Source organism: Rummeliibacillus sp. TYF-LIM-RU47 (assembly GCF_008638315.1).
In the GTDB taxonomy this organism is placed as follows: Bacteria; Bacillota; Bacilli; order Bacillales_A; family Planococcaceae; genus Rummeliibacillus; species Rummeliibacillus stabekisii.
Genome location: NZ_VVIR01000008.1, coordinates 1 through 26,630, shown reverse-complemented (window position 1 = coordinate 26,630; position 26,630 = coordinate 1). Strand labels below are relative to the sequence as shown.

The 26,630-nt window shown below is 38.3% G+C and carries 28 protein-coding genes, 1 rRNA gene and 2 pseudogenes; 1 reads left to right on the top strand and 30 read right to left on the bottom strand.

Annotated elements, in window-relative coordinates; translation table 11 throughout:
* Positions 1-76: 76 nt before the first annotated feature.
* The 20 genes and pseudogenes from F0527_RS16555 to metG all read right to left on the bottom strand — a co-directional run bounded on the left by F0527_RS16555 (position 77) and on the right by metG (position 19,624).
* Positions 77-1,729 carry a putative polysaccharide biosynthesis protein gene (locus F0527_RS16555; RefSeq protein WP_223823637.1) on the bottom strand — a complete coding sequence of 551 codons (1,653 nt, stop codon included), beginning with the start codon at positions 1,727-1,729 and terminating at the stop codon, positions 77-79.
* 121 nt (positions 1,730-1,850) lie between these two features.
* Complete coding sequence (gene spoVT / locus F0527_RS16550) at positions 1,851-2,387, bottom strand: stage V sporulation protein T (protein WP_066791307.1); 537 nt, start codon at positions 2,385-2,387, stop codon at positions 1,851-1,853.
* 91 nt (positions 2,388-2,478) lie between these two features.
* Complete coding sequence (gene mfd / locus F0527_RS16545; RefSeq protein ID WP_150285670.1) at positions 2,479-6,000, bottom strand: transcription-repair coupling factor; 3,522 nt, start codon at positions 5,998-6,000, stop codon at positions 2,479-2,481.
* A gap of 79 nt (positions 6,001-6,079) precedes the next feature.
* Positions 6,080-6,307 carry an anti-sigma-F factor Fin family protein gene (locus F0527_RS16540; protein WP_066791303.1) on the bottom strand — a complete coding sequence of 76 codons (228 nt, stop codon included), beginning with the start codon at positions 6,305-6,307 and terminating at the stop codon, positions 6,080-6,082.
* Between the two features lie 58 nt (positions 6,308-6,365).
* Positions 6,366-6,923 (bottom strand): aminoacyl-tRNA hydrolase, encoded by a 558-nt coding sequence (pth, locus tag F0527_RS16535; protein ID WP_150285669.1) that lies wholly within the window; start codon positions 6,921-6,923, stop codon positions 6,366-6,368.
* A gap of 285 nt (positions 6,924-7,208) precedes the next feature.
* Positions 7,209-7,823, bottom strand: coding sequence for a 50S ribosomal protein L25/general stress protein Ctc (locus F0527_RS16530; RefSeq protein WP_150285668.1), 615 nt, complete (start codon positions 7,821-7,823; stop codon positions 7,209-7,211).
* Positions 7,824-7,953: 130 nt separating this feature from the next.
* Positions 7,954-8,913, bottom strand: coding sequence for a ribose-phosphate diphosphokinase (locus F0527_RS16525; RefSeq protein WP_066791297.1), 960 nt, complete (start codon positions 8,911-8,913; stop codon positions 7,954-7,956).
* 24 nt (positions 8,914-8,937) lie between these two features.
* On the bottom strand, positions 8,938-10,302 hold the full coding sequence (gene glmU, locus F0527_RS16520; protein ID WP_150285667.1) for a bifunctional UDP-N-acetylglucosamine diphosphorylase/glucosamine-1-phosphate N-acetyltransferase GlmU: 1,365 nt from the start codon (positions 10,300-10,302) through the stop codon (positions 8,938-8,940).
* A 300-nt stretch (positions 10,303-10,602) separates the two neighbouring features.
* Positions 10,603-10,893 carry a septation regulator SpoVG gene (spoVG, locus tag F0527_RS16515; protein ID WP_066791293.1) on the bottom strand — a complete coding sequence of 97 codons (291 nt, stop codon included), beginning with the start codon at positions 10,891-10,893 and terminating at the stop codon, positions 10,603-10,605.
* 159 nt (positions 10,894-11,052) lie between these two features.
* Positions 11,053-11,424, bottom strand: coding sequence for a RidA family protein (locus F0527_RS16510; protein ID WP_066791291.1), 372 nt, complete (start codon positions 11,422-11,424; stop codon positions 11,053-11,055).
* Positions 11,421-12,254, bottom strand: coding sequence for a pur operon repressor (gene purR, locus F0527_RS16505; protein WP_066791290.1), 834 nt, complete (start codon positions 12,252-12,254; stop codon positions 11,421-11,423). Before purR ends, F0527_RS16510 begins: the two co-directional genes overlap by 4 nt.
* Before the next feature lie 57 nt (positions 12,255-12,311).
* Positions 12,312-13,178: a 4-(cytidine 5'-diphospho)-2-C-methyl-D-erythritol kinase gene (gene ispE / locus F0527_RS16500; protein WP_150285666.1), complete on the bottom strand. Its 867-nt coding sequence runs from the start codon at positions 13,176-13,178 to the stop codon at positions 12,312-12,314.
* Between the two features lie 191 nt (positions 13,179-13,369).
* Positions 13,370-13,549: a small, acid-soluble spore protein, alpha/beta type gene (locus F0527_RS16495; protein ID WP_066791287.1), complete on the bottom strand. Its 180-nt coding sequence runs from the start codon at positions 13,547-13,549 to the stop codon at positions 13,370-13,372.
* Between the two features lie 133 nt (positions 13,550-13,682).
* On the bottom strand, positions 13,683-13,949 hold the full coding sequence (gene veg / locus F0527_RS16490) for a biofilm formation stimulator Veg (protein WP_066791286.1): 267 nt from the start codon (positions 13,947-13,949) through the stop codon (positions 13,683-13,685).
* Positions 13,950-14,092: 143 nt separating this feature from the next.
* Positions 14,093-14,974 (bottom strand): 16S rRNA (adenine(1518)-N(6)/adenine(1519)-N(6))-dimethyltransferase RsmA, encoded by an 882-nt coding sequence (rsmA, locus tag F0527_RS16485; protein ID WP_150285665.1) that lies wholly within the window; start codon positions 14,972-14,974, stop codon positions 14,093-14,095.
* Positions 14,967-15,533, bottom strand: coding sequence for a ribonuclease M5 (gene rnmV, locus F0527_RS16480; protein ID WP_150285664.1), 567 nt, complete (start codon positions 15,531-15,533; stop codon positions 14,967-14,969). Before rnmV ends, rsmA begins: the two co-directional genes overlap by 8 nt.
* 187 nt (positions 15,534-15,720) lie before the next feature.
* Positions 15,721-16,008 (bottom strand): annotated as a pseudogene (locus tag F0527_RS17295) (3D domain-containing protein); the annotation flags it as partial.
* Positions 16,009-16,059: 51 nt separating this feature from the next.
* Positions 16,060-16,233: pseudogene (locus F0527_RS17290) on the bottom strand (SH3 domain-containing protein); the annotation flags it as partial.
* 414 nt (positions 16,234-16,647) lie between these two features.
* Positions 16,648-17,418, bottom strand: a complete 771-nt coding sequence (locus F0527_RS16470; RefSeq protein ID WP_150285663.1) for a TatD family hydrolase — start codon at positions 17,416-17,418, stop codon at positions 16,648-16,650.
* Between the two features lie 247 nt (positions 17,419-17,665).
* A complete protein-coding gene (gene metG / locus F0527_RS16465; protein WP_150285662.1) occupies positions 17,666-19,624 on the bottom strand; it encodes a methionine--tRNA ligase in 1,959 nt (652 codons plus the stop codon).
* A 361-nt stretch (positions 19,625-19,985) separates the two neighbouring features.
* On the opposite strand from metG, the gene F0527_RS16460 reads away from it, so the two are divergent.
* A complete protein-coding gene (locus F0527_RS16460) occupies positions 19,986-20,264 on the top strand; it encodes a transition state genes transcriptional regulator AbrB (protein WP_066791272.1) in 279 nt (92 codons plus the stop codon).
* Positions 20,265-20,420: 156 nt separating this feature from the next.
* On the opposite strand, the gene rsmI is transcribed toward F0527_RS16460, so the two are convergent.
* The 10 genes from rsmI to rrf form a co-directional block, all read right to left on the bottom strand.
* Positions 20,421-21,293, bottom strand: a complete 873-nt coding sequence (gene rsmI / locus F0527_RS16455) for a 16S rRNA (cytidine(1402)-2'-O)-methyltransferase (protein ID WP_150285661.1) — start codon at positions 21,291-21,293, stop codon at positions 20,421-20,423.
* Positions 21,265-21,558, bottom strand: coding sequence for a GIY-YIG nuclease family protein (locus F0527_RS16450; RefSeq protein WP_150285660.1), 294 nt, complete (start codon positions 21,556-21,558; stop codon positions 21,265-21,267). Before F0527_RS16450 ends, rsmI begins: the two co-directional genes overlap by 29 nt.
* On the bottom strand, positions 21,542-22,291 hold the full coding sequence (locus F0527_RS16445; RefSeq protein WP_150285659.1) for a tRNA1(Val) (adenine(37)-N6)-methyltransferase: 750 nt from the start codon (positions 22,289-22,291) through the stop codon (positions 21,542-21,544). The genes F0527_RS16450 and F0527_RS16445 overlap by 17 nt, the downstream gene beginning before the upstream one ends.
* Positions 22,292-22,358: 67 nt before the next feature.
* Positions 22,359-22,715, bottom strand: a complete 357-nt coding sequence (gene yabA / locus F0527_RS16440; RefSeq protein ID WP_066791264.1) for a DNA replication initiation control protein YabA — start codon at positions 22,713-22,715, stop codon at positions 22,359-22,361.
* 20 nt (positions 22,716-22,735) lie between these two features.
* Complete coding sequence (locus F0527_RS16435) at positions 22,736-23,551, bottom strand: PSP1 domain-containing protein (RefSeq protein WP_066791262.1); 816 nt, start codon at positions 23,549-23,551, stop codon at positions 22,736-22,738.
* Positions 23,544-24,545 (bottom strand): DNA polymerase III subunit delta', encoded by a 1,002-nt coding sequence (gene holB / locus F0527_RS16430; protein WP_150285658.1) that lies wholly within the window; start codon positions 24,543-24,545, stop codon positions 23,544-23,546. Before holB ends, F0527_RS16435 begins: the two co-directional genes overlap by 8 nt.
* A gap of 64 nt (positions 24,546-24,609) precedes the next feature.
* A complete protein-coding gene (locus F0527_RS16425) occupies positions 24,610-25,047 on the bottom strand; it encodes a YaaR family protein (RefSeq protein WP_066791258.1) in 438 nt (145 codons plus the stop codon).
* Positions 25,048-25,067: 20 nt separating this feature from the next.
* On the bottom strand, positions 25,068-25,397 hold the full coding sequence (locus tag F0527_RS16420) for a cyclic-di-AMP receptor (protein WP_066791257.1): 330 nt from the start codon (positions 25,395-25,397) through the stop codon (positions 25,068-25,070).
* A 63-nt stretch (positions 25,398-25,460) separates the two neighbouring features.
* On the bottom strand, positions 25,461-26,087 hold the full coding sequence (gene tmk / locus F0527_RS16415) for a dTMP kinase (protein WP_150285657.1): 627 nt from the start codon (positions 26,085-26,087) through the stop codon (positions 25,461-25,463).
* Between the two features lie 419 nt (positions 26,088-26,506).
* Positions 26,507-26,622: ribosomal RNA gene (gene rrf, locus F0527_RS16410) — 5S ribosomal RNA — on the bottom strand.
* Positions 26,623-26,630: the final 8 nt, after the last annotated feature.

Below are 26,630 nucleotides of genomic sequence, written 5' to 3'. Positions count from 1 at the left end.
TTCTTTCTTACTTGTAAATACTGCATGTTATGTGAATTCATTTTTCATTATATCGAGTTGGTAGCAGGCTAACAAATCATTGTCGAACCTTTTCTTCTGTATCTCTCCTCATTCTTCCCAACCGGAGTTGGTAGGCGGCCATGTATTTTCCTAGAGGCAATAGGAACCATTCTCGAACTGCTAGCGTACGCATTTTTGCTAACGTAGTCAGAAAGATGAAAGCGCCAATCGATGATTTTATGATCGTTAGACATAAAGCCATCGTTCTTCCATCAGAGAAGTTTCTAGCATAAGGTTCTAAAAAGACGGAGAATAATACAAGGACAAACGCCATAAGAAGGGCGGCCACCGTCATGCCTTTGTAGAAACGCCATGGAGCCAGTTTTATAGTTTGTAACTTTTTTAAATAAGCAACCAGTACGATGGCTGACATCATTAAGCCCATATTCCCTGCAATAGCTGCCCCTGCTATACCGAATGTTTGTACAAATAAAGAGTTACATAAACATTTCACCAAAATACCCATCAATAAAATAAACGATGGTATTTTTAATTTACCTAACCCTTGTAGTATCCCTGTGATGGTCAATATGAGTGAAAGCCATATAATTTGAATGATAAAAATCGATAAGACATTCGATAAATCGGCTGTTTCAAATAATGTTTTATTTATATTTGGCATCACTAGAATTAATCCGACAGCAGCCGCTACACCAAATAAAAGAGAGGCACGATAGGTGATTTTGATGTATCGTTTAGCATGCTCCCTGTTTTTTTGGTTATGGGCAATCAACGGCACAATAGCGAGTGAAAGTGAGGAAGCAATCACCAACCCTACCTGTACGAGCGGTTGACTCCGATCATAAATCCCCTTAGTTTCCATCGCTTGTAAAGAAGGTAAGCCCATTTTTTGTAACGCACTGAAAATAGTAAATGAATCAACTAGTTGAAACAGCAGTAGCATCAAACTGCTCAAGCTGACACTGAAGCTGAAAAGCAAAAGCTTTTTGGTCATTGCCCATTTATTCAATGATTGAATAGGAATACTCTTTAAGCCTTCATGAGAGAAAAAGGATTTCCTTCCAAACCAAACTAACAGAAAAACTCCTGCCAGTTCACCGGCTACAGTCCCCCCCATTGCCAATTCGCCAGCTGCATATAGCGAATGTGTCATAGCAACAACTTGCCAAGTACCTACAATAATGATCGCTACTCTTACAGCCTGCTCTATCATTTGCGCATAGGCAACCGGCTGCATGTTCCCAATTGATTGAAAGAATCCTTTGTATATTGAAAGAAATGGAATACAAAATACAACAAATGAAGCTACTTTTATTAATCCGGCTAGCTCTTGATCTCCCATCATCTTTGCAAAAAAAGGAGCGCCAAAAAATAGTACTATAAATAAAATGGCAGATATCACAGCTAAAACGCTAAATAAAAATCGCAATATTGCATTGCACTCACTCGTATGTTTATTGGCATCTTCATCTGCCAGTATTTTTGAAATAGCTACAGCTAGTCCGCTTGAAGTCCATGTGACAAATATAGCAGCAAAAGGATAGACCTGCTGGTAAATATAAAAGCCTCGGTCTCCTACTAGGTTTTGAAAAGGAATGCGGTACACCATACTCAGTACTTTCACAAAAAGAGAGGCCACCGTTAGCATTGCCACGCCCTTTAAATATACCTTCATACCCCACTTTTCAGGCATATATTTCTCACTCATTTCTAAAACAAACTCTTTTTACTACCAAAGTATAGCATATGTGTAAATTGAGTAAGGAGATACACTTCTGACCGCCTTACAAAAAAACAGACTGCTTATATAAGCAGTCTGTTACCGTTTTCTATCCTTCCATTTGCTTCGCTAGGAAGTGTGCCGCTGTTTCTGCGACCTTTTGTTCCGTATCACCAATAAAGTGCATTTTAGATAAAATATAGACTGCGCCAATGGCATCTCCTGCTACAACAATCGGTGCAATACAATATGATTTGATCTGTTCTATTTGTCCAGGGACAATTTCAATCGAACTCTCATGCTTCTCTACAATCAAATTCCTTTGTAGAATACGTTCTTCTGCAAAAGGAGAAATGGCACGATGCAAATAATCCTTTTTTGAAACACCTGCGGCAGCAATTACCTGATCTCTATCGCTAACCAAAGCGCTCGTACCTAATGTTTCAAATAATGTATCTACATAAGAAAGTGCAAAATCACCTAGCTCATTAATAGGTGAATATTTTTTAAGTATAATTTCGCCTTCTCGATCAGTAAAAATTTCTAAAGGATCTCCCTCCCGGATACGCAAAGTCCTTCTTATTTCTTTTGGAATGACTACGCGCCCTAAATCATCGATCCGTCGTACAATGCCTGTTGCCTTCATTCGAATGCCTCACTTTCGACAAGATTTCATAAATAGTCTTGTCGGTAGTTTGGCCTTATAAAGGGAAATTTATACATAACAATTATTAGTTCTATGCCTCCGTCTTTTCACGGAGTGCTGTTGGCAATAATTTCAGCAAAGCTTCTAATATGTCAAACGTTGATTTTGCTTCTGCTTTCTTTTCATCTATCGTTAAAAGTAATTTTTGGCCTTCCAATTGGAAGCCTACTGCCCGACCAAATACCATTGATTCGGCTACAACTTTGCCTCCATCTAGTTTGGCAGTACCTTCTTCCGAGATTTCAATCGTGATGATTTTATTTTTCGTTTTGATTGATTCTACTCCTGCTTGTTTCGCCCATACCTTCATACGGCCAATACGCAACAAGCGTTCCGTTTCAACTGGGAAATCTCCGAATCGGTCTTGCAGCTCATCAATAATCTCAGAGTAGTCTTCTTCTTCATCCATACTCTTAATGCGTTTATACATTTGGATTTTTTGATAGCCATCAGGAATATAAGTATCTGGAATATATGCATCAAATGGAATAATGATTTCAATATCCTTTTCTTCTTCCTTTTTCACGCCTGTTTGCCGCTCCGTAATCGCTTCTTCTAACATTTGTGAATACAAATCAAATCCAACTGAATCAATAAAGCCATGCTGTTGTGCACCAAGCAAGTTACCTGCTCCGCGGATAGATAAATCGCGCATCGCAATTTTAAAACCGGAACCAAGCTCTGTAAATTCTTTTACTGCCTGTAGCCGTTGTTCTGCTACTTCAGTTAAGACTTTATCACGTTGATACATGAAATAGGCATACGCCACACGGCTAGACCTGCCGACACGCCCTCTTAATTGATACAGCTGCGACAGCCCCATACGATCAGCGTCATTAATAATCAGTGTGTTAACATTAGGAATATCAATACCTGTCTCAATGATGGTGGTCGTGACTAATACATCGTATTCACCTTCAAGGAATTTTAAAATGACGTTTTCTAAATCTCTTTCAGTCATTCTGCCATGGGCAGAGCCGACCCTTGCATCAGGCACAAGCATTTGAATCTCTTCAACCTTTTTCGCAATATCTTCTACACGGTTGTGCAGATAGAATACTTGCCCATCACGTGCTAATTCGCGTTCAATCGCTTCTCTCACAAGTGCACCGTTATGTTCCATTACATACGTTTGAACAGGGAAGCGGTCAGCTGGTGGTGTCTCGATTACAGATAAATCACGTACTCCGACCATCGACATGTGCAATGTGCGGGGAATCGGTGTTGCCGTTAATGTTAATACATCTACTTTTGTTTGTAATTTTTTAATTTTCTCTTTATGTGTTACACCGAATCGTTGTTCTTCATCGACAACTAATAAACCTAAATCCTTATACACGACATCTTTTGATAAAAGGCGGTGTGTGCCTACTACGATATCTACCGTACCAGCTTTCAGTCCGCTTATAGTTTCATTTTGTTGCTTGCGAGAACGAAAACGGTTCAGTACGCCGATTGTAACAGGATAATCTTGGAATCTCTCTAGTAACGTTTCATAATGCTGCTGAGCCAAAATAGTAGTTGGGACCAAAAAGGCTACTTGCTTGCCGTCTAGTACAGCTTTAAATGCAGCCCGTATGGCCACTTCTGTTTTGCCATAACCTACATCTCCGCATACTAAGCGGTCCATTGGCCTTTCTTTTTCCATATCTATTTTCACTTCTTGAATCGTCCGTAGTTGATCCTCTGTTTCCTCGTACTGGAATGCTTCTTCAAATGCCCGTTGCTCATCTCCATCTGGAGAGAAGGCAAATCCTTTTTCTGCTTCACGCTTAGCATAAAGCTTGATCAGATCATCAGCGATATCTTGGACAGCTCTCGATACTTTTGTTTTCGTTTTGCCCCACTCTGTACCTCCAAGCTTATGGAGTTTCACTTCTTTATCTTCCGAACCAATATACTTTTGAATCAAATCAATTTGATCGACAGGCACATACAATTTATCGTCTGCACGATAACGGATATGGAGATAATCCTTATGTTTCCCCCCCACATCTAGCGTTTCAATTCCTACATATTTGCCGATCCCATGATGCACATGGACCACGTAATCGCCAGACTTGATTTCTGTATAACTTTTAATCCGCTCTGCATTGGACATTTTTTGAGCGCGGTTTCTTTTCTTTTTAGGCTTTTGTTTAAACAACTCTTCTTCTGTCACTACTGCCACACGTTGCATCGGTAGTTCAAAACCTGCGGAAAGATTACCCGTAATCGCAAAAATGCCTTCTGCCTCAGGCGTTCCAATTTGTATATGAATATCGTAATCTTCTAAAGTGGTCTGGATAGTTGGTAGACGACTTCCATCTTCCGCCATAAACAGTACTGTAAATTTTTCACGCTGCCAACGCTCAATTTCCCCTTTTAACAGCGGCATTTGACCATGAAAATGCTGCATCGGCTTGCAAGAAAGGCTAGTGATATCTCGGAAACGTACGCCAGAGAAATTTCTGGCAAACAATGAAAAGTAAAGTATTGGCAATTGAATCATAGCCGAGACCTCTTTCATTGAATAAGAAGGCTTCACTGCATGCACCATTTTTCCTTCTTCTATAAGGGAAATGAACCACTCTTTCTCTTCTTTTTCCCAAGCTTCCATTACTTCTTGGATTCTTCCGTACTCGTCATATACAACAAGCCCATCTTTCGCAAAATAGTCGCCCAAGAATGCAGGTTTTTCATATAACAGAGATCCGTAACGATTAGCAAACTCCGGCAGCTCACCTTGCTGAAGCAATTCTATATCCAATTGAACATTTTGATATAATTGTTCTTGTATCTCTTTTTTCTTTACCTTTTTTAAGCTCTCACTTAATGCACTTTCCAGCTTTTGCGCGAATTGCTGCCTTTGATTCTTTGTCACAACAAATTCTGTCGCAGGTAAGAGATGTATATTCTTTAGTTTATTAATAGAACGTTGGTCATCTGCTGAGAATGTGCGAATAGAATCAACTTCTGTATCAAATAACTCGATGCGAACAGGATTTTCAGAATAAGGAGGATAAATATCTAAAATACCACCTCGCAGTGCAAATTCACCAGGAGAGGTGACCATTTGGCTTCTTGAATACCCCATTGTCACTAATTGGTTCAACCATTCTTCTACGTCGATTTCTTCACCAAGCTTGGCAGTTAAATTTAAATTCATCCATACTTCTTTCGGAGCCATTATTTTACGCATACCAGCTATAGGAATAACATATACTCCTTTTTGTTGATGAATCATATGATCCAATGTTTCAATACGTGCTGCTCTGAGCTCTGGACTGGATGTGGCCATATCAGCGGCAATAAATTCGTCAGCTGGATAGTAATGGACCATGTCCTCTCCTATCAGTTTAGCCAAATCATCATACATTTTTTGCGCTTGCAACAAGTTTGGCGAAATTATGTAAAGCGGCTTTTGCAGAGTATAAAATATTGTATCTAAAAATGCGGGACGCGCGCTGCCCGACAGACCCGTTACCAGCTCTGCTCCCTGTCCCTTCTTTATTTCATCTAATAATTTTTGTACTTGCGGATCGCTAGTCAATAGATGACGCAAAATTTCCATACAAATCTCCCTTCTCTCTCGGACTTTATTTATAGAACATACAGAAAAAGGCCTTGGACGCAAAAAGCGCCAAAGCGTTTCACTGTAACCAATTTTTTAATGCATGATAATTTGGGAATTTCTTTAGCGAATCTTCACAGTGTTCACATATACTATCTACGGTCGTATCGCCATTTTGCTCATGACGGATAAATTCTTGGGCATCTTTTTCATTGAGTTGATGCAGTTTGCGAATACTATCATCAGAATCAAATGGCAATACACCAATCTCCGTACTGCAATGACGACATTTGTAACGAATAGCCATAAGCATGCCTCCCTTTAGTAAAAGTATAGACAGCTTTCAGTTTTTTATGCTTGAAGAATTAGTTGAACTTATTCATGACTTCAACAAAAGGCTTCGTCAACCAATAATCACAAGCTTCTGCGGCATTTTTAAATGCATCTTCCATAGTCGGCAAATCTTCTTTTTGATAGTGGCTTAGAACATAATTGACTACCTTCATTCCTACAGGTGGACGATCAATTCCTATACGAATACGATTAAAATTTTGTGTGCCTAGGTGTTGGATTAACGACTTTATGCCGTTATGGCCACCTGCGCTACCCTTTTGACGCAAACGCAATTTTCCCTTTTCTAAATCTAAATCATCATAGATGACCACAATGTCTTCCAGCTCAATATCAAAATAATCCATTAAAGGACGCACCGCTTCACCAGAAAGGTTCATGTAAGTAAGTGGCTTCATCACCATTACTTTTCCTTCTGGAAGATGTGCAGTTCCATAAATTGCATTAAATTTTTGTTGATTTAATGATATACCCCATTTTTCCGCTAATAAATCAATCGTATCAAAACCAACGTTATGGAGCGTATGTTCATATTCTTTGCCTGGGTTACCTAGGCCAATCACAAGTTTCATTTTTGCATCTTCCTTTACTACTAATCCCAGTTATTTTATCACATAAACATTATTTGATGCGGTTCATTCACTTTAATCCAATATAACAGAAACAGGTTATATTAGCATATATAAATACCTTACCAAGTTTAAAAGTACAATAAGCAAGTTGAAAAAACAGTTTTTTTGTCGAACACTATATGGGAAAACAAAAATATATTAATTAATCTTTGTCTCAAAAAAATTTAATTAAAATATAAAAACCTTGGGCCTTCAATTAAGAAAGCACAAGGTTAATAGTATATATTATTCATCAGCTCCATTATCGGCAACAGGCTCTTCTGTTTCTGTGTCTGTTTCTAGCTCTGCCGCTGAGACTGGCGCTGAAATTGTCACAAGTGTCAATTCATCATCATCGACAATCTCAAATTCGACTTGATCACGAATATCATTAATGGTAATTGTATCGCCAATGGCTAACCCTGAAATATCTACTTCGATGCTCTCAGGTATATCAGAAGGTTTCACATTTAATGTCAGCTCACGATTTGGCTGTTGCAAGACACCGCCTTCTTTAACGCCTGTGGATTCTCCAACGACCGTAATCGGAACAGCTACTTCTAATGCATCAGACATGTTGATTGCTAAAAAGTCGATATGGAGATAATCGCCCTTTAAATTATCCTTTTGGATATCATTTAGAACGGCTTGAACATTTTTGTCTTCTACTTCTAACGTAATGACGGCGTTACGACCATCTTCTCTTAATGTTTTTTCGAGTTCTCTTGCACTAACGGCAATGGGTGTTGATTCTACTTGGAAGCCATAAACTACGCCTGGGACATACCCTTCTTTTCTAAGACTTGTAAGATTGGAATGATGTCCGGTTTCACGTGAATTCGCTTGAATGACAGTGCTCATAGATTTTCGTCCCCTTCCTCAAAATAACTAATGCTTTATGTATATACCCTTACAAAAGATAAACGAAACCTATCAAATACAAAAATCCACACCCTAAGCTATAGGATGTGGATGGAAAGACTACGAAACATTAATCAAATAATTTACTTACAGATTTATTCTCATAAATGCGTACGATGGCATCTGCCAACAAAGTCGCAACTGATAATTCTTTGATTTTTGGAATTTTCTTTTCTTCTGGCAACTGAATTGAATTGGTTACAACTAATTCTTTGATTACTGAATTTTCGATGCGGTCAATTGCAGGACCTGAAAGAACAGGATGCGTACAACATGCATATACTTCTTTAGCGCCGCTTTTGACAAGTGCTTCCGCACCAATTGTAATTGTGCCTGCTGTATCAATAATGTCGTCGATTAAAATGCAGATTTTTCCTTCTACATTCCCTACAATGTTCATCACTTCTGCTACATTTGGCTTTGGACGGCGTTTATCGATAATGGCAATTGGTGTTTTTAAACGCTCTGCCATTTTACGAGCTCGTGTTACTCCACCGTGATCTGGTGAAACAACAACTACGTCTTCAGGATTAAAGCCTTTTTTCTTGAAGTAATCCGCTAATAGAGGAACACCCATTAAGTGGTCAATTAAAATATCAAAGAAGCCTTGGATTTGTGGTGCGTGCAAATCAAGAACAAGTACGCGTGTTGCGCCTGCTGTTTCTAATAGATTAGCCACTAATTTTGCCGTAATAGGTTCACGTGAACGCGCTTTACGGTCTTGGCGTGCATATCCGTAATAAGGCATTACGACGTTAACTGTGCGAGCAGAAGCACGTTTCAACGCATCAATCATAATCAACAATTCCATTAAGTTTTCGTTTACTGGCGCTGAAGTAGATTGAACGATAAACACATCGTTCCCACGAATGCTTTCCTCAATATTGATTTGGATTTCTCCATCGCTAAAGTGTTTGACTGAACATTTCCCTAACTCTACACCTACTTCTTTTGCGATTGCAGCAGCAAGTGGTTCATTTGAATTTAATGAAAAGATTTTTAAATTTGAGTTAGCATATTGATACGGCATGTTGGCCTCCTGTTAATGTTTTAATTATTTTAATTTGTTAACATAGTTTTCTTTATTCTCTTGTCTTGTACGTCCTATAGCAAGAGCGTTTTCTGGTACATTTTTCGTAATGGTTGAACCTGCAGCAACAAATGCATTCTTGCCGATAGTAACCGGTGCAATTAAATTGGCGTTGCAGCCAACAAATGCGTTGTCTTCAATAATCGTCTCGTATTTATTTTTGCCATCATAGTTGACTGTAATAGTACCGCATCCAATATTTACATCTGCGCCGATTGTGGAATCGCCTAGATATGTAAGATGCGATGCCTTGCTTCCTTCGCCAAGCGTTGTCTTTTTCAATTCGACAAAGTTGCCGACTTTAGCGCGATCCATAATGTGCGTTGCAGGACGAATATGTGCATAAGGGCCAACTGCTACATCATCATCAATCCGACTGTCTTCTATGACAGAATGATCAATCTTTGTACGGTTGCCTATTTGGCTATTTCGGATTTGGCTGTTCAACCCAATAAGACAATTTTCGCCAATATTAGATGGGCCTTCAATCATCGTTCCTGGTTGAATCACCGTATCACGGCCTATTACAGCTTCAGCACTAATATAAGTATTGTCTGGATTAATGATTGTTACACCATTTTGCATATGTTTCTTATTAATGCGAGATTGCATAATTCTTTCAGCTTGTGCTAATGCTACTCGATCATTAACACCTAGTGTTTCCGAAAATTCTTTAGTCACGTAAGCTTCTACAATTTCTCCGCGACTTTGTAAGATTTCAATCACATCGGGCAAATAATATTCGCCTTGTGCATTGTCATTTTTTACTTCTTTCAAAGCTTCAAAAAGCGCTTTATTATCAAAACAGTATGTGCCTGTATTGATTTCCGTCACTTCTTGTTGTTCTTTTGTTGCGTCTTTTTGCTCAACAATCTGTGCAACCTTGCCATCGCTGCTACGTAAAATACGTCCATAACCTGTAGGGTCTTCAGCTATAGCTGTCAAAATTGTCGCTTTTGCTTTATTTGCTTCATGATGTTCATAGAGAGCTTTCATTGTTTCTGGACGTATAAGTGGTGTATCACCACAAATCACCAGTGTTGTACCATCTAAATTTTGAAGCAAAGATTCTGTTTGTTGAACAGCATGCGCAGTGCCAAGCTGCTCTTTTTGCAGAACATATTCACTACGATCGTTTAATTGTTCTTGCACTTTTTCTGCACCGTGTCCTACCACTGTAACAATACGGCTGGCATCCAACTGTTGAATATTGTCTACCACATGCTCTACCATTGGTTTTCCGCAAACAGGATGAAGAACTTTATATAAATTGGACTTCATACGTGTGCCTTGGCCAGCAGCCAAGATTACGGCATAAATATTGGTCATACTTACAAGTCCTCCAGTCAAACAGATTTTTTCTCTTTTGACTATAAAGCAAACTAAACATATTTTCAAGACATTGCGACTTGACAAATCATTAAGAAACCATTTATTATATAATTCTTTTTCTAAAAAGTTCTTCCTCTTTATCATAACTCTTTTAATTCTATTATGGGAGGTTTTATTTAGGGAAAAATGTGGTAATAGACTATATATGCAGGCTAGATTAATAATCTTTACATAAAAGGAAATTCCAACATAAAAAAGAGCCCATTCAATAAGAATTGGCCCTTGCTTCTTTTGCTATTAAACTTTCTCTTCCTCTAGCACCAAAAATTCTTCTTCGTGGCTATTGGCATAAGCATGTAATACAGATTCTTGGATCTTAGATCGTGTGCCAGAATTGATTGGATGGGCAATATCTCGGAACTCTCCGTCTGGCGTTCTTTTGCTTGGCATTGCTACAAATAATCCAGCATTCCCATCAATCACACGTATATCATGCACAACGAATTCGTTGTCCAGTGTGATGGAAGCAATGGCGCGCATGCGGCCATCAGTCTCTACACGGCGAAGTCTTACATCAGTTACTTCCATTTTCTCACCACCTCTCATCTTAGTTGTTAGATAGAATCTATTAACATCCTAATTCTATAAGCAGAGAGCTAATCCCTTCTTTATTATAAAAAATTTTTATAAAATTTAAAATATTACTTTAAACAAAATAAAAAGGCCACAAAATTGTGGCCTTTTGTTTTATACTAAAGCAATTACTTCGATTTCAACTTTTGCATCTTTTGGCAATTTTGATACTTCCACTGTTGTGCGAGCTGGCTTATGTGCGCCAAAATGTTCGGCATAGATTTCATTCATTACTGCAAAGTCTTCCATATCAGTTAAAAAGACTGTCGTTTTAATCACTTGGTTTAATGAAGAACCTGCTTCAGCCAAAACTGCTTTGACGTTTTCGAATACTTGATTTGTTTGCTCCGTAATATCTCCGCCAACAAATTCCCCTTCCGCTGTTAACGGAATTTGGCCTGAACTGTAAAAAGTATTGTTGACTACCATTCCTTGGACATATGGTCCAATTGCTGCTGGAGCGTTTTTTGTTGAGATTACTTTCATCTGTCATATCCGCCTTTCGAAAAATAGTTGCCTTCTTCTAATTTGATCGTACGGTCTTTTTCATTTACTTCTTTTAACTTCACTAAAGAGTAATAATTATCGACTAAACGTTCATCTGTATGTGCGGCCTCTACTAGTACAGCCATTCCTGCTAGTGTGCAATCAAACTCTTCAATCAGGTTTTTCATGCCATTCATCGTGCCGCCGACTTTCATGAAGTCGTCTGTAACAAGCACTCTTTGACCGCTTTTCATACTACGTTTCGATAAAACCATCGTTTCAATGCGGCGTGATGAGCCTGAAACATAGTTAATGCTGACAGTTGAGCCTTCGGTTACTTTGTTATCTCTGCGCACGACTACGACCGGTACGTTTAAGTGTCTTGCAATGGCATGAGCTATCGAAATTCCCTTAGTCGCAACTGTCATAATGACATCTATTTCCTGGCTACAAAAAGCTGATGCAAACACTTTCCCTACTCTATTCATTAATTCGGGATTGCCAAGTAAATCCGTCATAAATAAATAGCCGCCTGGCAATAGACGGTCGGAATGGCCTAACTCACTTATTAATTCGTCAATTACCTCTTTGACTACTTTCTCAGACACCTTGGGTATATATTTGACCCCGCCTGCTGCTCCGGGAACTGTCACTAAAACCCCAATCCCTCTTTCTTCAAATGTATCTTTTACAATCGTTAAATCCTCACTAATGGAGGATTTAGCAGATTGATATAACTCTGAAAAAAAAGTAAGGGGGATTAGCTTTTGTGGATGCTCCAATAAATAATGCGTCATATCAACAAGACGCTCACTGCGCTTCCATTTCATAGCACCCTCTCCTTTTACCCGAATGTTTTAATCAAAAAATACCACAATTATGCGTCTTTAAGCAAGTGCATCTCTTTCACCAATTAAACGCACTGCATATACTTCATCGCAAAAGCCTCTCAGGCCGTTGACGATGCGACTCACCCGTGCTTTATTTTGAACTAAGCCAAATACTGTTGGCCCACTGCCACTCATTAATACGGCATCTGCTCCAAATCTATTCATTTGCTCTTTAATAATGGATACCTCGGGATAAAGTTCTAATGTTACACTCTCCAAAACATTACCAACACTGTTGCATAATCGAGAATAATCTTTATCTTCAATAGCTTGTACCATTTGTTGTGTGTCTGGATGTTCGACCTTATTCATATCTAGACCGCCATACACTGCTGCTGTTGAAACGCCAATCGCAGGCTTTGCCAGTATAACCCAACATGCAGGTGGAGTTGCGATATGTTTGATTTTTTCGCCTCTGCCTGTGGCTATAGCGGTCCCACCGTATACACAGAAAGAAACATCTGATCCGATTTCCGCTCCCAATTCTGCCAATTGGTCAATGGATAACCCCAAATTCCAAAGAGTATTCAACCCTTTTAATGTTGCAGCGGCATCACTGCTTCCTCCTGCTAGACCAGCAGCTACTGGAATCTGCTTATCAATAGAAATTGAGACACCATCTTTGACTCCGTATGTATCTTGTAATAGCTTGGCTGCTTGATATGCCAAATTTCGTTGGTCATCCGGCACAAAGGTGCTACTTGAGTGTATATGGATTTGCCCATCACTCCGTTTTGATAAACCAACGCGATCTGCTAAATCCACAGTCGTCATAATCATTTCAACCTCATGATAGCCGTCTTTCCTTTTGTATAGTACATCCAGCGTTAAATTTATTTTGGCAGGTGCTTTTACATAAAGCATACCTCCGCCTCCTTTCAAATATAAAAGAAGAAGCAATCTCCGTTCTTTGTCTACTTCACACTATTTTACCACAGGTTATGTTTGATGGGCCATTCGCTTGATACCTGGGATATAACAAAAAGCAGCCTTCCTATCATTTAGGAAGAACTGCCTTTTCCAGTGCGTCTATTTGTTAATATACGTGAAAATATTTACTGCTTTTGGCCGTCCGCTAAAGACTCTTTCGCCATTTCAATAGCCCTCTTCACCATATTTCCGGCATCTCGCGCTTTGATTCCGCCCCATCCTTCACGTTGAACCGTATCGTAAAAGCCTAATTCTTTTGCGATTTCTATTTTCAACTGTTCGGACATAATCGACTTTCTCGCCATACGAAATTCCTCCCTTTAACGCCTGGACTTTTAGTATAACCAACAATATAAAAAACACTCTAGAAACATTCTCTGTATGCCAGAGTGTTTCTAGAGTGCTGTACAAAATGCTTTGGTTTATAGTTCTGTTTGCTTATTTAGCTGCAGCAACACCTGTTGCAACCTCATCATCAAATGTTATTTCTACTGCTTCTGTTAAGATATCTGTGTAGCTGTAAGACACACGCTCAATCGCGTTATCGTCTTGATCAAGATCAACTACAAATACTGCGCGATATGTTTCACGTAATATTCCAGCGCGCTCAATCGTTTTCTTGCGACCACCGTTTGCTTTTAATTGCAAACGTCTACCCAAATGACAATCTAACGACTTTTTAATGTCGGCTAAAGTTTTTGGCATTTTCGCTTACACCTCACTAATAACCATTATACAAAATGTCTGAAATATTGTCAACATAAAATTTATATTTTATCAATCTGATAAAACGTTGTCAATAAATTTTTTATAAAAAAATATTTTTTATCATTATATCAATATAGTGGTTATTTTTGGAAGTGAGGTAATAAGGCATCAGCTAATCTTCCAAACTCAACAATAGAAAGGGTTTCACCGCGACGCGTTGGATCTATATTCACCTCTGCAAGCGCAGATAAAATTTGTTCCTTCTTCGCTTTTCCGTTCTCCAACTGTGATTGCAGATTGTTTAGTATTGTTTTGCGACGCTGAGCAAACGAACTCCGCGTTACCTCAAAAAAGAACGCTTCATTAATCACCTCTACCGGCGGTTTTTCACGACGGAGAAGGCGTAAAACCGCCGAATCGACATTTGGCTGAGGCATAAATACTGTTTTCGGAACAGTCATCACTACTTCAGCTTGCATATAATACTGCACCGCAATAGACAGAGAGCCATATGCTTTAGTCCCTGGAACCGCTGATATCCTGTCAGCCACTTCTTTTTGCATCATAACCACCATACCGCGAATCGGCAATTTATCCATTAATAATTTTAATAGGATTGGGGTTGTAACGTAATAAGGGAGGTTTGCAACCACCATTATATCATTATAATTTTCACATTCCTCTGCTAGTATGTTGGATACATCCGCTTTTAAAATATCGGAATGAATAATTTTCACATTATCATAAGGACTCAACGTATCAGCAAGTACAGTCAGTAAACGTTGGTCTATTTCAAAAGAAATAACTTTACCCGCAGAGCGCGCCAAATGCTCTGTGAGTGCTCCGATTCCCGGTCCTATCTCAATGGCAGCACTTTCCTTTGTCAACTCTGCATGGCTTACAATATTACGTAAAATATTAGGATCAATTAAGAAATTTTGTCCTAGGCTCTTCTTAAATGAAAAGCCATATTTTTTTAGTATTTCTTGAGTGCGCAGTGGTGTAGCTATATCTTTATTCATTTTTTTCCTCCTGATTCATTTGTCGAATGGCTTCACCGAATTGTTGTTCTGTAATTTGGAACATTGTCAGCCTTTTGATCAATTGTTTGCTGTTTGTTGCACCTACGTTTAACAACTCTCCTAATCGTTCACGCCGTTTTTTAGCATCAGGATGAGAGAGCAAGTGAGCTGCTAGTAAATCGTCTATTGTAATCGTGCTTATAAATTTTTCAGATTGCTGGGGCGAATACACCTTGGATAGTGCCATGCGTATATCTTCGTCCTTTGCGTGCTCAATCCCCAAGCTTTTTCCGTTTTTAGCTTTTGTTTTTTCCTTGGGCAAGAATGCATGTTTTACACCAGGAACTCGTTCCTCAATAATGGCACGAATACGCCTGCCAGGATAGTCTGGGTCAGTGAACACGATGACACCTCTTACATGTTGGGCGTGTTGTATATTTCGCAGTGTCTCATCTGAGATAGCTGATCCGTTTGTTTCAATTGTATCGGCATTTACTGCTCTTTTAATCGCTGTTGTATCATCTTTTCCTTCAACTACAATAATTTCCTTAATGTCCACGGATTATAAGTCCTCTTTTCTTCGAAGTTCCTTTGTTTATTTTATTGGTTATTGTATAGTTTGTACAGTTTCTATGGGATCTTTGGTTATAAGCATATACAAAGCTATCCATGAAGATTCAATTAAATACGAAAAAGCTCCCTTATCATCAATCGATAAGGAAGCTCTCACTTAGGAAATCTTAACTTTACTTTTGAATAGTGACTTTAACAGTACGTCGTCCCCAGCTATATGCTTTTTTCTTCGATGGCATAAAGACGTCAATTTTACGGCCTTTAATGGCCCCCCCGGTATCGCCAGCAACTGCTAGACCATATCCGTTCACATACACCATAGAACGCAATGGAATCACTTTAGGATCGACTGCAATCACCTTTTTATATGGATTTTTGCGCAGATTGATCCCTGTAGCTGTTTTACCTGAGCATCCTTTGCAATAAGCTGTATAGGCTGTAGAAGAAACATACATTGATTTGTTAGATACAGGTTTTGATACTTTCTTAATACCAATACGTAAATATTGTTTTGCTACATAGCCTGTGTGGTTCTTGTAGCTAACTTTATACCAGTTTCCTTTGCGACCTTTGTATGTTACATTATGGCCTTTAGGTATCAATGTTTTTACTTTGTATTTTGTACCCGGTCCCTTACGCAAGTTCAAACGGTCTGTCGTATGATATTTGCGGGCTGAGCTGACCATTGTAATTTTTTTATGGGAGTTTTCCACTACATCGATGGCCTTTTCTACTCGAACTTCCGATTGTGCTGCATCATTTGCGGGTTGCTTTAAAAAGCCAGCGACAGTAGTCGAAGTGTCTCCTCTATCCATTGCATTTTCATTGCTTTGTACCTGTTGGTTCTGCTGTATATTAAAGCTATTTTCTGCAAAAATAGAGCTCGTCAATACAGGTGATGCCATAATAGCTAAGACTGTCACGCCAAATATTCTTTTTAAGTTCTTTGTTATAGACAACTTTTCTTTCATCATGAAAAAACGCCTCCTTTTTGCTTTTTGAAAAATACTAATTGGTAATTTAACTTCCAGTAACTAGTATTATTCCTAACTAATGAAAACTATTCATATTTTTTGTGTGGGAGACGTTTGTTCAGTCTTTTAATTTGAAATGTTATAGAAACGAAGTGCATTTTGCGTTGTAGCTTCGGCTACTTCTTCCACTGCTATGTTTTTTAGTCTTGCAATTTCTTCCGCAACTAAAGGTACATAGGAAGGTTCATTTCTTTTACCGCGATGAGGATGCGGAGCAAGAAATGGCGCATCTGTTTCCACCATCAAATAGTCTAGGGGAATAGCTTCAGCAACTTCTTTTGGTTTTTTGGCATTTTTAAATGTCACTGGTCCGCCTAAACTGATCATAAAATTCATCCCAATACAGATTTTAGCTGTTTCTACACTACCGCTGAAACAATGCATAACACCGCCTACTTCTGAAGCATCTTCCTCTTGTAAAATGCGGATACAGTCATTTGTTGCTTCACGATTGTGAATGACAATCGGCAGTTTTACCCGTTTCGCAAGTTGAATTTGTTTTCTAAGTAAGTCTTGCTGTATTTCTTTTGGCGATTTATCCCAGTGATAATCTAATCCTGTTTCGCCAATAGCTACAACTTTCGGGTGGGCAGCTAAACGCTCAATCCAATTTAAATCTTCTTCTGTGCAATCAATTGCATCTACTGGATGCCAGCCAATTACTGCATAAAGAAAGTCGTATGTTTCCACCAGTTCCATTGCACGTGTGATCGTCGGCTGGTCAAAACCTACTACTACCATTTTCTTTACATTATTGGCTAACGCACGGTCAATAACTTGTTGAAGATCTTCTTCGTATTGTTCAGAATTTAAATGGACGTGTGTATCGATAAACATTTTCATTCTCCTCACATGAATTTCATTGTAACGAATTAAATTATTTCACGCTTCACAGTCAAATTACATTTATATTACAAACATTTCATCTGTTTCTATACTTTTTACTCATAAAGATAACTGTCGAAACATAAAATATATTCGCTTAATAGGTCTAAAAAACTAAAAAAAACCGTTTTACAAATTTCTCTAATATGAAGCTTATTTGAAAAGAAAAGCCTGCTTTATAGGCAGGCTTTTTTCTTTTCTATTTTACTTGGGCGCCGTTTTCAAGCTTTTCATCAACTGTTGCCAGTGTTAAAATACCATCTTTGCTGCCGGCTAAAATCATCCCTTGAGATAATTCGCCACGAAGTTTTACAGGTTTTAAATTGGCTACCACAATTACTTTGCGTCCAATTAATTCCTCTGATTTGTAATATTGCGCAATACCTGACACAACTTGACGCTTTTCATAGCCTAAATCCAGTTGAAGCTTTAATAATTTATCTGCTTTAGGCACCTTGTCGCAAGCTGTAACCGTAGCCACGCGCAAATCGACTTTCATGAAATCATCAATCGTTATTTCAGGAAATTCCTCTTTTGGTTCTTCCTCTTTTTTCGGCTCTTCTGTTTTAACCGAAACGCGCATTTGATCGCGGATATACGTAATTTCTTCTTCTGGATCTAGACGTGGGAAAATTGGAACACCTTTATCGATCACTTTCGTTTTCGCTGGAATGCCATTTTCATCATCTAATGTTTCCCAAGCAAGTAAACCCTCGCTTAAACCAAGCTGGTGCATGATTTCTTTTGGAGCTTGGGTCATGAATGGCTGAACCATAATAGCGATCTTGCGTAGGTTTTCAGCTAAATTATACATAACTGTTCCAAGCTTGCCTTGAAGCTCTTCATCCTTGGCAAGTACCCATGGCTGTGTTTCATCAATATATTTATTTGTACGAGAAACAAGTGCCCAAATGTCACTTAACACTTGGCTAAATTGCATTTTTTCAATATTTTCTTCGTAACGTGCTTTTGTTTCTTTTGCCTGGATCTTTAATGCTTCATCGAACTCTGTTGGAATAAGTCCTTCAGTTGGGATGACGCCATCGAAATATTTATTCATCATCGAAATCGTACGGTTTAACAGGTTTCCTAAGTCATTTGCAAGGTCGAAGTTTACTCTTTCGACAAATGCTTCAGGCGAGAATACACCATCTTGTCCAAATGGCAGCTCACGGAGTAAGAAGTAGCGAGTAGCATCTAATCCATAGCGCTCTATTAGCATCTCGGGGTATACGACATTACCTTTAGACTTGGACATCTTACCATCCTTCATCATAATAAAGCCATGAGCGAATACTTTTTTAGGAAGTGGCAAATCTAATGCCATTAGGAAGATCGGCCAATAAATTGTATGGAAGCGCACAATATCCTTTCCTACTACATGTACATCTGCAGGCCAATATTTTTTAAATTCGGCATCATTGTCTGTATCGTACCCTAATGTTGTAATATAGTTCGTTAATGCATCTACCCATACATAGATGACATGTTTTGGATCGCCAGGAACCCGTATTCCCCAATCAAATGAAGTACGAGATACAGAAAGATCCTCAAGACCTGGCTTGATAAAGTTGTTAATCATTTCATTTTTTCGTGATTCAGGCTCAATGAAAGTTGGATTCTCTTCGTAGTATGCCAAAAGACGATCAGCATATTTTTTCATGTTAAAGAAGTAGGATTCTTCTTTTACCTTATGGACTGGTCTACCGCAATCCGGGCATTTGCCATTATCCAGCTGTGTTTCTGTAAAAAACGATTCACAAGGCGTACAATACCAACCTTCATATTCTCCTTTATAAATGTCGCCATTATCCAAAAACTTTTTAAAGATTTTTTCTACGACCTTTGTATGACGATCTTCAGTTGTTTGAATGAAGTCATCATATGAAATATCCATTAGCTTCCAAAGTTTTTTAGCTGCTTGAGCGATTTCATCTACATATACTTGCGGATTTTTATTCGCCTCTTCTGCTTTTTCTTGAATCTTCTGGCCATGTTCATCCATACCAGTTTGAAACTTAACATCAAAACCGCGCAAACGTTTATAACGAGCCATTGTATCAGCAGCTACCGTTGTATAGGCAGTACCAATATGAAACTTGCCACTTGGATAATAAATCGGGGTTGTGATATAGAATGTTTTCTTTTCATTTGTCACGAAAACTTCCTCCAGTGCTTTACAGTATACTTCCTATTCTATAGGAGACGGAAAAACCTTTCAATTAAAGATTACTTCTTCAGTTTTTGTCAAATCGTGTCGAATAACATCGTATTACAGTGTTTCTTGAAAAAATAAGATAAATAGCGTATATAAATACAAATATTGTTCAAAATAAAAACATCCAATAAGATAAATCTCCTTAAAGAACGGTAATTTCTTGAAAATTGTTGAAAAAATAACTTGAAAAATAATTGACGTATATGGTATTAGTTGGTATACTAATGCTTAGTCAAGGAATATTATGTCGAATTTTGACGAAAAACAATAATATATAGCTTATATAGGAGGAACACTAATTATGAAATCTACAGGTATTGTACGTAAAGTTGATGAACTTGGACGCGTGGTTATTCCCATCGAGCTTCGCCGTACTCTTGGTATCGCTGAAAAAGATGCACTAGAAATTTACGTGGATGACGATAAAATCATCTTAAAAAAATATATGCCTAATATGACTTGTGCTGTAACTGGCGAAGTATCAGATGATAACTTCCGCCTAGCTGGAGGCAATCTAATCCTTAGCCCTGAAGGCGCACAAATTCTTATTAAAGAAATCCAATCTAAATTAAATAAATAAGGCTTAGCATATCATCGAGAGGTGCTTTAGCTACCGTTTGTTATTTTTAAAACAATTTTTGAGAGCCGTCATGAATCTTGTTTAATATATTAGTGAAAAGGCCCACGTGGAATGCTACTCATCCACATGGGCCTTTTCATTTTTTCTTATTGTTTTTTATTCGACATGGTATGCTTGATAAACCTCTCGCTTACTTAGCTTCCGTATTTTTGCTACTTCTTTAATTGCTTCTTTTGACGACATACCTTGTTCTTCGATTAAAAGGTTGACATGTTCTTCTATTGTCAGCTGTGTCCACCAGTTATCTTCTTCATTTTCCTCTGCTTCTTTGCTTCCTTCTACTACTAAGCAGAATTCTCCTCGGATTTCATTAGCCATTGCCCATTCAACCGCTTCTTCTAAAGTACCACGCAAAAATTCTTCAAATTTCTTTGTCAATTCACGTGCCATGACGATTTTTCGATCGCCTAATATGGCTTGCATGTCTTTAAGAGTGTCTTTTAAGCGGTGAGGTGCTTCATAAAAAAGAATGGTTTCCTGACGTTTTTTTAAGTTCTCTAAAGATTCTTTTCGTTCCTTTTTATTTCGACTTAAAAAGCCGTAAAAAAAGAATGGCTGAGGAGTAAGGCCAGATGCGATTAAAGCTGTAAGTGCAGCATTTGCGCCTGGTATAGGGATGACTGCAAATCCTTCATCAATTGCCTTAGCTGCAATATCTGCTCCAGGGTCAGAAATACAAGGCAGACCAGCATCGCTAACTAATGCAACCTTTTTTCCCTCTCGTAAATAGTGTAGGATTTTTTCTCCTCCCTGTTCCAGATTATGCTCATGATAGCTGGTTAAGGGTGTGTCGATTTCAAAATAGTTGCAAATTTTTCTAGAATTCCGTGTATCCTCCGCTGCAATAATATCTACTTCTTTTAAAATACGGATGGCACGCATTGTTATGTCTTCTAAATTTCCTATAGGTGTCGCTACTAAGTACAAGCAACTCTGCTGTTCATGCATTGAACTCTTTTGTGATTTCACTTTTTTCACTCCATGCTGCAATATAGTCGATCTTTTGCTTTTTAGATAATTGTTTGAAACGGTATTCTGCACTCATGGCCTCTTGCTTTGTATGGAATGCTTCAGCGTAAATACAGTGTACAGGCAATCTCGGTTTCGTATATTTTGCACCTTTACCAGCATTGTGTGCAGCCAAACGCTTCTCTAAATTATTAGTATAGCCAGTATAATAACTGCCATCGCTGCATTCTACCACATACATCATATGTTTATTCGTTGTCGCCATATAGCATCTCTCTTACTTCTGGTGTATAAGCACCATCCTCACCATACACATAAAGAGGAGGCAATATTTTTAGATCAGCCTTGCCATCTTTTATGCCTTCAATTAGGAGTGTATTAGCTTCCTTACCTTCTTTCGGATAGACAAAGCGTATCCGTTTTGGCTCTAATCGATTGTTTCGCATTGCGGTCACAATATCTAAAAGGCGACCAGGCCTATGTACAAACGCTGCCTTCCCACCCTGCTTTAAGAGTTTGCTTGCTGAATAAATCATTTCGTCCAACTTCAAGTGAATTTCATGTCGAGCAATTGCAACATGCTCTTTAAGGTTCTTTTCACTTGCCTCATGTGCAGGAAAGTAAGGAGGATTACATGTCACCACATCATATTTTTCTACTCCTAGTTGGGGTGAAATGGTACGTACATCTCCTTGTATGATGGTTATTTGTTCTTCTAATTTGTTATAGCGTACACTTCTTTCAGCCATATCATACAACCGACTTTGTAATTCTACACCGGTGATATGCCCTTTTGTACGCGCACTTAAAAAGAGAGGAATTACACCATTGCCTGTACATAAATCCACCAGTTTTCCTTTTTGAAAAGGAACGTTAACAAATTTCGATAACAACACAGCATCCAGTGAAAATGAAAATACAGATGAACTTTGGATTATGCGCAAATCCTCTGCCAATAAATAGTCCATTCTTTCATCTTCCTTTAACCAGTCTTCCATTAAAAATCCTCCACATAGCAAAAGACTGACCACCACGATCTTTTATGTGGAATCAGCCTTTTTATTATTATTGTTTATTTAAGAATGACAAACAGAATAAACAGTCTTCACCTTTTCGTGAACTGCCAAAATGAACATGGCAAACATGAAATCCTTCATGGTAGAGACGGGCTAAATTATCGTAGCCCTCCCCTATATCCATCGCATTTTGCTTCTCTTGAATGGCTTCTTTTTCGTTCTCTTTCTGATGGACAGAAAGGACTTCTTCTAAGCGAGAACGCAGATGGCTGTTCTCCATCTGTAATGTTTGATGCTCTTCCATCATGAGTGCAACAAATTTCTTCAATGCCTCAAATTGTTTTTGCATCGATTCAAGCTGTTGTTCGAACTCCATAACAGTATCTAAAAAATTACGGTCCTTCACTCAAGCCACCTCGTTATTATCTATTGAACTGAACTTTCGTATTGAAGAATTTCGTCCAATGTGTATTCTAATATTCGCTGCTCCTCATATAACTCCACTTGAAGTATTCTTTCTAAAATATTTAGGCCGCTGACTTTTCCTCTGCCATCCGGCGTTCTAATTGTTTCACCAATGTCTGGCATATGTGCCCGCGCCTCTTCATACTCGTCGTTTTCATATTTTAAACAGCACATTAAGCGACCGCATAGACCTGAAATCTTAGAAGGATTGAGCGAGAGATTTTGATCTTTTGCCATTTTTATGGACACAGGTTCAAAATCTCCTAAGAAGGTAGAACAGCAAAGCATTCTGCCGCATGGTCCTATTCCACCTAACATTTTCGCTTCATCCCGAACACCTATCTGCCTGAGCTCGATACGTGTACGGAAAATAGCTGCAAGATCTTTAACCAATTCTCGGAAGTCAACTCTGCCTTCAGCTGTAAAATAAAAAATAATTTTATTGCGGTCAAACGTATATTCAACATCTACTAATTTCATTTCCAAACTATGTTCTACTATTTTATCCGTGGCAATTCCAAACGCACGTGTTGATTCAGTTTCATTTTCATCAACCTGAATGCGGTCACGTTCATCAGCAGGACGAACTACTTGTTTAAGCGGCAATACGACATCATTTTCTCCAACTTCCTTCATTGCTACAACAATTTTCCCGTATTCTACGCCTCTTGCTGTTTCAACTATGACGTATTGGCCTTTTTCTAACAGATAGTCGCCAGGGTCGAAATAATATATTTTACCCGTTTTTTTAAAACGGACACCAACTACTTTATACAAAGGATTTTACCTCCTGCAAATTTAAAATCAACTGTTCCATCATTAGCGTTTTATTCATATTGCTTTTCAATTGCCTGCGAGCTGTTAATATTGCTTGCAATTGGGTTGATAATGTATTGAAGCTTGTTCGAAGTGCAGCATCCTTGAATACGGGTAACGTATCTGGGTATGTGCACATTACTTCTGAATTAGCTTTAATGGAGACAATGTCACGAAAGGCAAACAGCATTAAATCTAAAGCAATTTCTACTTGCTCTTTTTCTTTAAATTGAGGCAACCAGTCTTCATGTATGATAAGCATTGCTTCATGTACATTTTTAAAGGTTGCTTCTACCAATTTTAACACTGTTTTTCTTGCCTGTGCAAACGACTCATCCTTTGCAAGAGCAAAAGCTTCCTCAACATTATGGGTCAACATGCTGACTGTTGCTGCCATAGATTGGGTAATTCCACTCTCCGTTAATTTTTCAATCAATAAATTTCGTGGTATATCTCTAAATTTAATATGTTGACAACGAGAGCGGATCGTTGGAATTATAGCATTTATATTTTCTGTTAGAAATATGGCTGTCACGTTTCCTTCAGGTTCTTCTAAAAACTTCAACAATTTATTGGCTGACTTTACGTTTAAACGTTCAGCGCTATGTATCACATAAACCTTACGCCCTGCTTCTAAGCCTGTCTTGCTCATCTCACTAAGCAATGTGTCTATTGCATCTACTTTTATAAATTGTCCATCCGGGTATAGTTGGTGAAGGTTAGGATGATTGCCAGACAGGATACGCTTACAGTTTCTGCATGTTTCACATGGAACATTCAAACGGGGATTTTCACATAAAATTAATTGAACAAAAAAAAGCATTAATTCTTCAGTGCCAGTTCCTTTAGAGCCTTCAAAAATGTAGGCATGTCCAACACGATTTTTTTCGAATATGGTTTGAAGCTGTTTCGTTACAATAGGCTGCAGTTGAAGTAAGTCTTCTATATTCTCCACGGTTCCATCACACCCTCTTGTTTTGAAAAAATCCCGTGCTTCGGCGTACCGAATAACACGGGCTTTACGTATAAAGATTGATTAACAATCCTTTAATCTCACCTATTTTAGCTAATAAATCAACGGAAGATTTTTCTTCATTTAAAAGGTCCTCCGTCAGTTCAATTAGTTTGTCATCAATGGTTTGCACTATTTTCAACCGACGCCCTTCCCCAAAACGGTTCCAGGTATGCGATTGCTTTAATTCCATCCCCGAAGAGATGACTTCTTTTAAAAATCGCTTCACAAGCATTTTAAATTTAGCTAAATCACGAAGGTTTTTGGATTTTGCAATACGATCACCAGCGGTCGATATATCACCTAACAGTCTTGTTAATTGCTCTGTTTGCATTCGTTGTCCTGACTGAACAACAAAATCTCCAAAACGTGCAGTTGGCTGGTGATTAGGCAATTTTTGTCTAGTTGTGTCTACACCGATCCGTAAATCTTGATTAATCTTCAAAAAAATGTTCCCTCCACCGTTTAGAAATGATGGAACTGTTCGATAGGTAATACAAAGACAGTTGCGCCGCCTACTTCTACTTCTACTGGATAAGGGATATATGCATCTGCATTTCCACCCATCGGTGAGATAGGAGCTACCATTTGTTCACGGGAGCGGCAATTATCTCGAATAACGCCTAATAATTTTTGAACTAGTGAATCCTCAGTACCAATTAAGAAGGTTGTATTACCTGAACGAAGGAAACCTCCAGTACTGGCCAATTTTGTTGCGCGAAAATCATGTTTCGTTAAAGCGTTAGAAAGACGGTTACTATCCTGATCTTGAACTACTGCCACAACTAATTTCATCGGCATTCACTCCTCTATTTCTTTTTTCTATTATACCACACTTTAAAACACAGTAATAATTCATTAGTTCAATAATTCGATCATAATTTTCCATACAGATTGAAAAACTTCTTCTTGGGGCTTATTGGCATCTACTTTATAAATGCGAGTTGGATATTTATTTGCTAATTGTAAGTATGCTTGATGTACCTTTTGATGGAAAGCTAAACTTTCTGCATCTAATCGATTGACCTCGCGCTCACTATGCGCGGCTATTCGATCAAGTCCTACTTGAGGGTCTATATCAAACAAAATCGTTGCGTCAGGCAAGCGATTTCCTATAGCAAATTCATTGATGCTCTTTACCGCATCAATACCAAGGCCTCTGCCTATACCTTGATAAGCTAATGAAGAATCCAAGAAACGGTCACACAAAACGATACTTCCTTCATCTAATGAAGGCTTTATCTTTTCAACAAAATGCTGGCTTCTAGCCGCCGCATATAATAACGCTTCTGTTTTTGGATCCATCTCTAAATGAGAGGGATCTAATATAACTTGGCGTATTTTTTCAGCAATTATACTTCCGCCTGGTTCTCGTGTCGCTACTACTTTCTTTCCCTCTTCTTGCAGTTTACTAACAACCATTTTTAAAATTGTTGTTTTGCCTGCTCCTTCTGGACCTTCAAATGTGAAAAATAATTTACTCATCTCTATATCCTTTCATGACTACTGGTATGTTTATTATACATGTTGCCAAAGACGTTTACTAATCTTATTGAGGCCAGTATAGCTATGTGCTAAACACGTGTATTTAATCATATGCTACGTATTCGTCTAGCATTATGGATAATTTATATATTTTCAAAATAATTTATCTCTATGCTTCATTGAGTTACTAAAATCTACTTCCTAGAACATACAATTAATATTTATAAAGATATCAACAAATTTAAAGTGCATGATGATGAGAAAATTTAGACAAATGGATAGCATGTTCAATAATGACTAAGTGGTAAAAGTGTAAATAAAGGGTCCTACCTTTAAATACTAGAATAGAATTCTACACTAGTAACAATTAAACAAAATAAAAAGGTATTAAGCATAATCTGCTTAATACCTTAACTATTGCCTAGCAACGTCCTACTCTCACAGGGGGAAGCCCCCAACTACCATCGGCGCTAAAGAGCTTAACTTCCGTGTTCGGCATGGGAACGGGTGTGACCTCTTTGCCATCATTACTAGACTATTTGA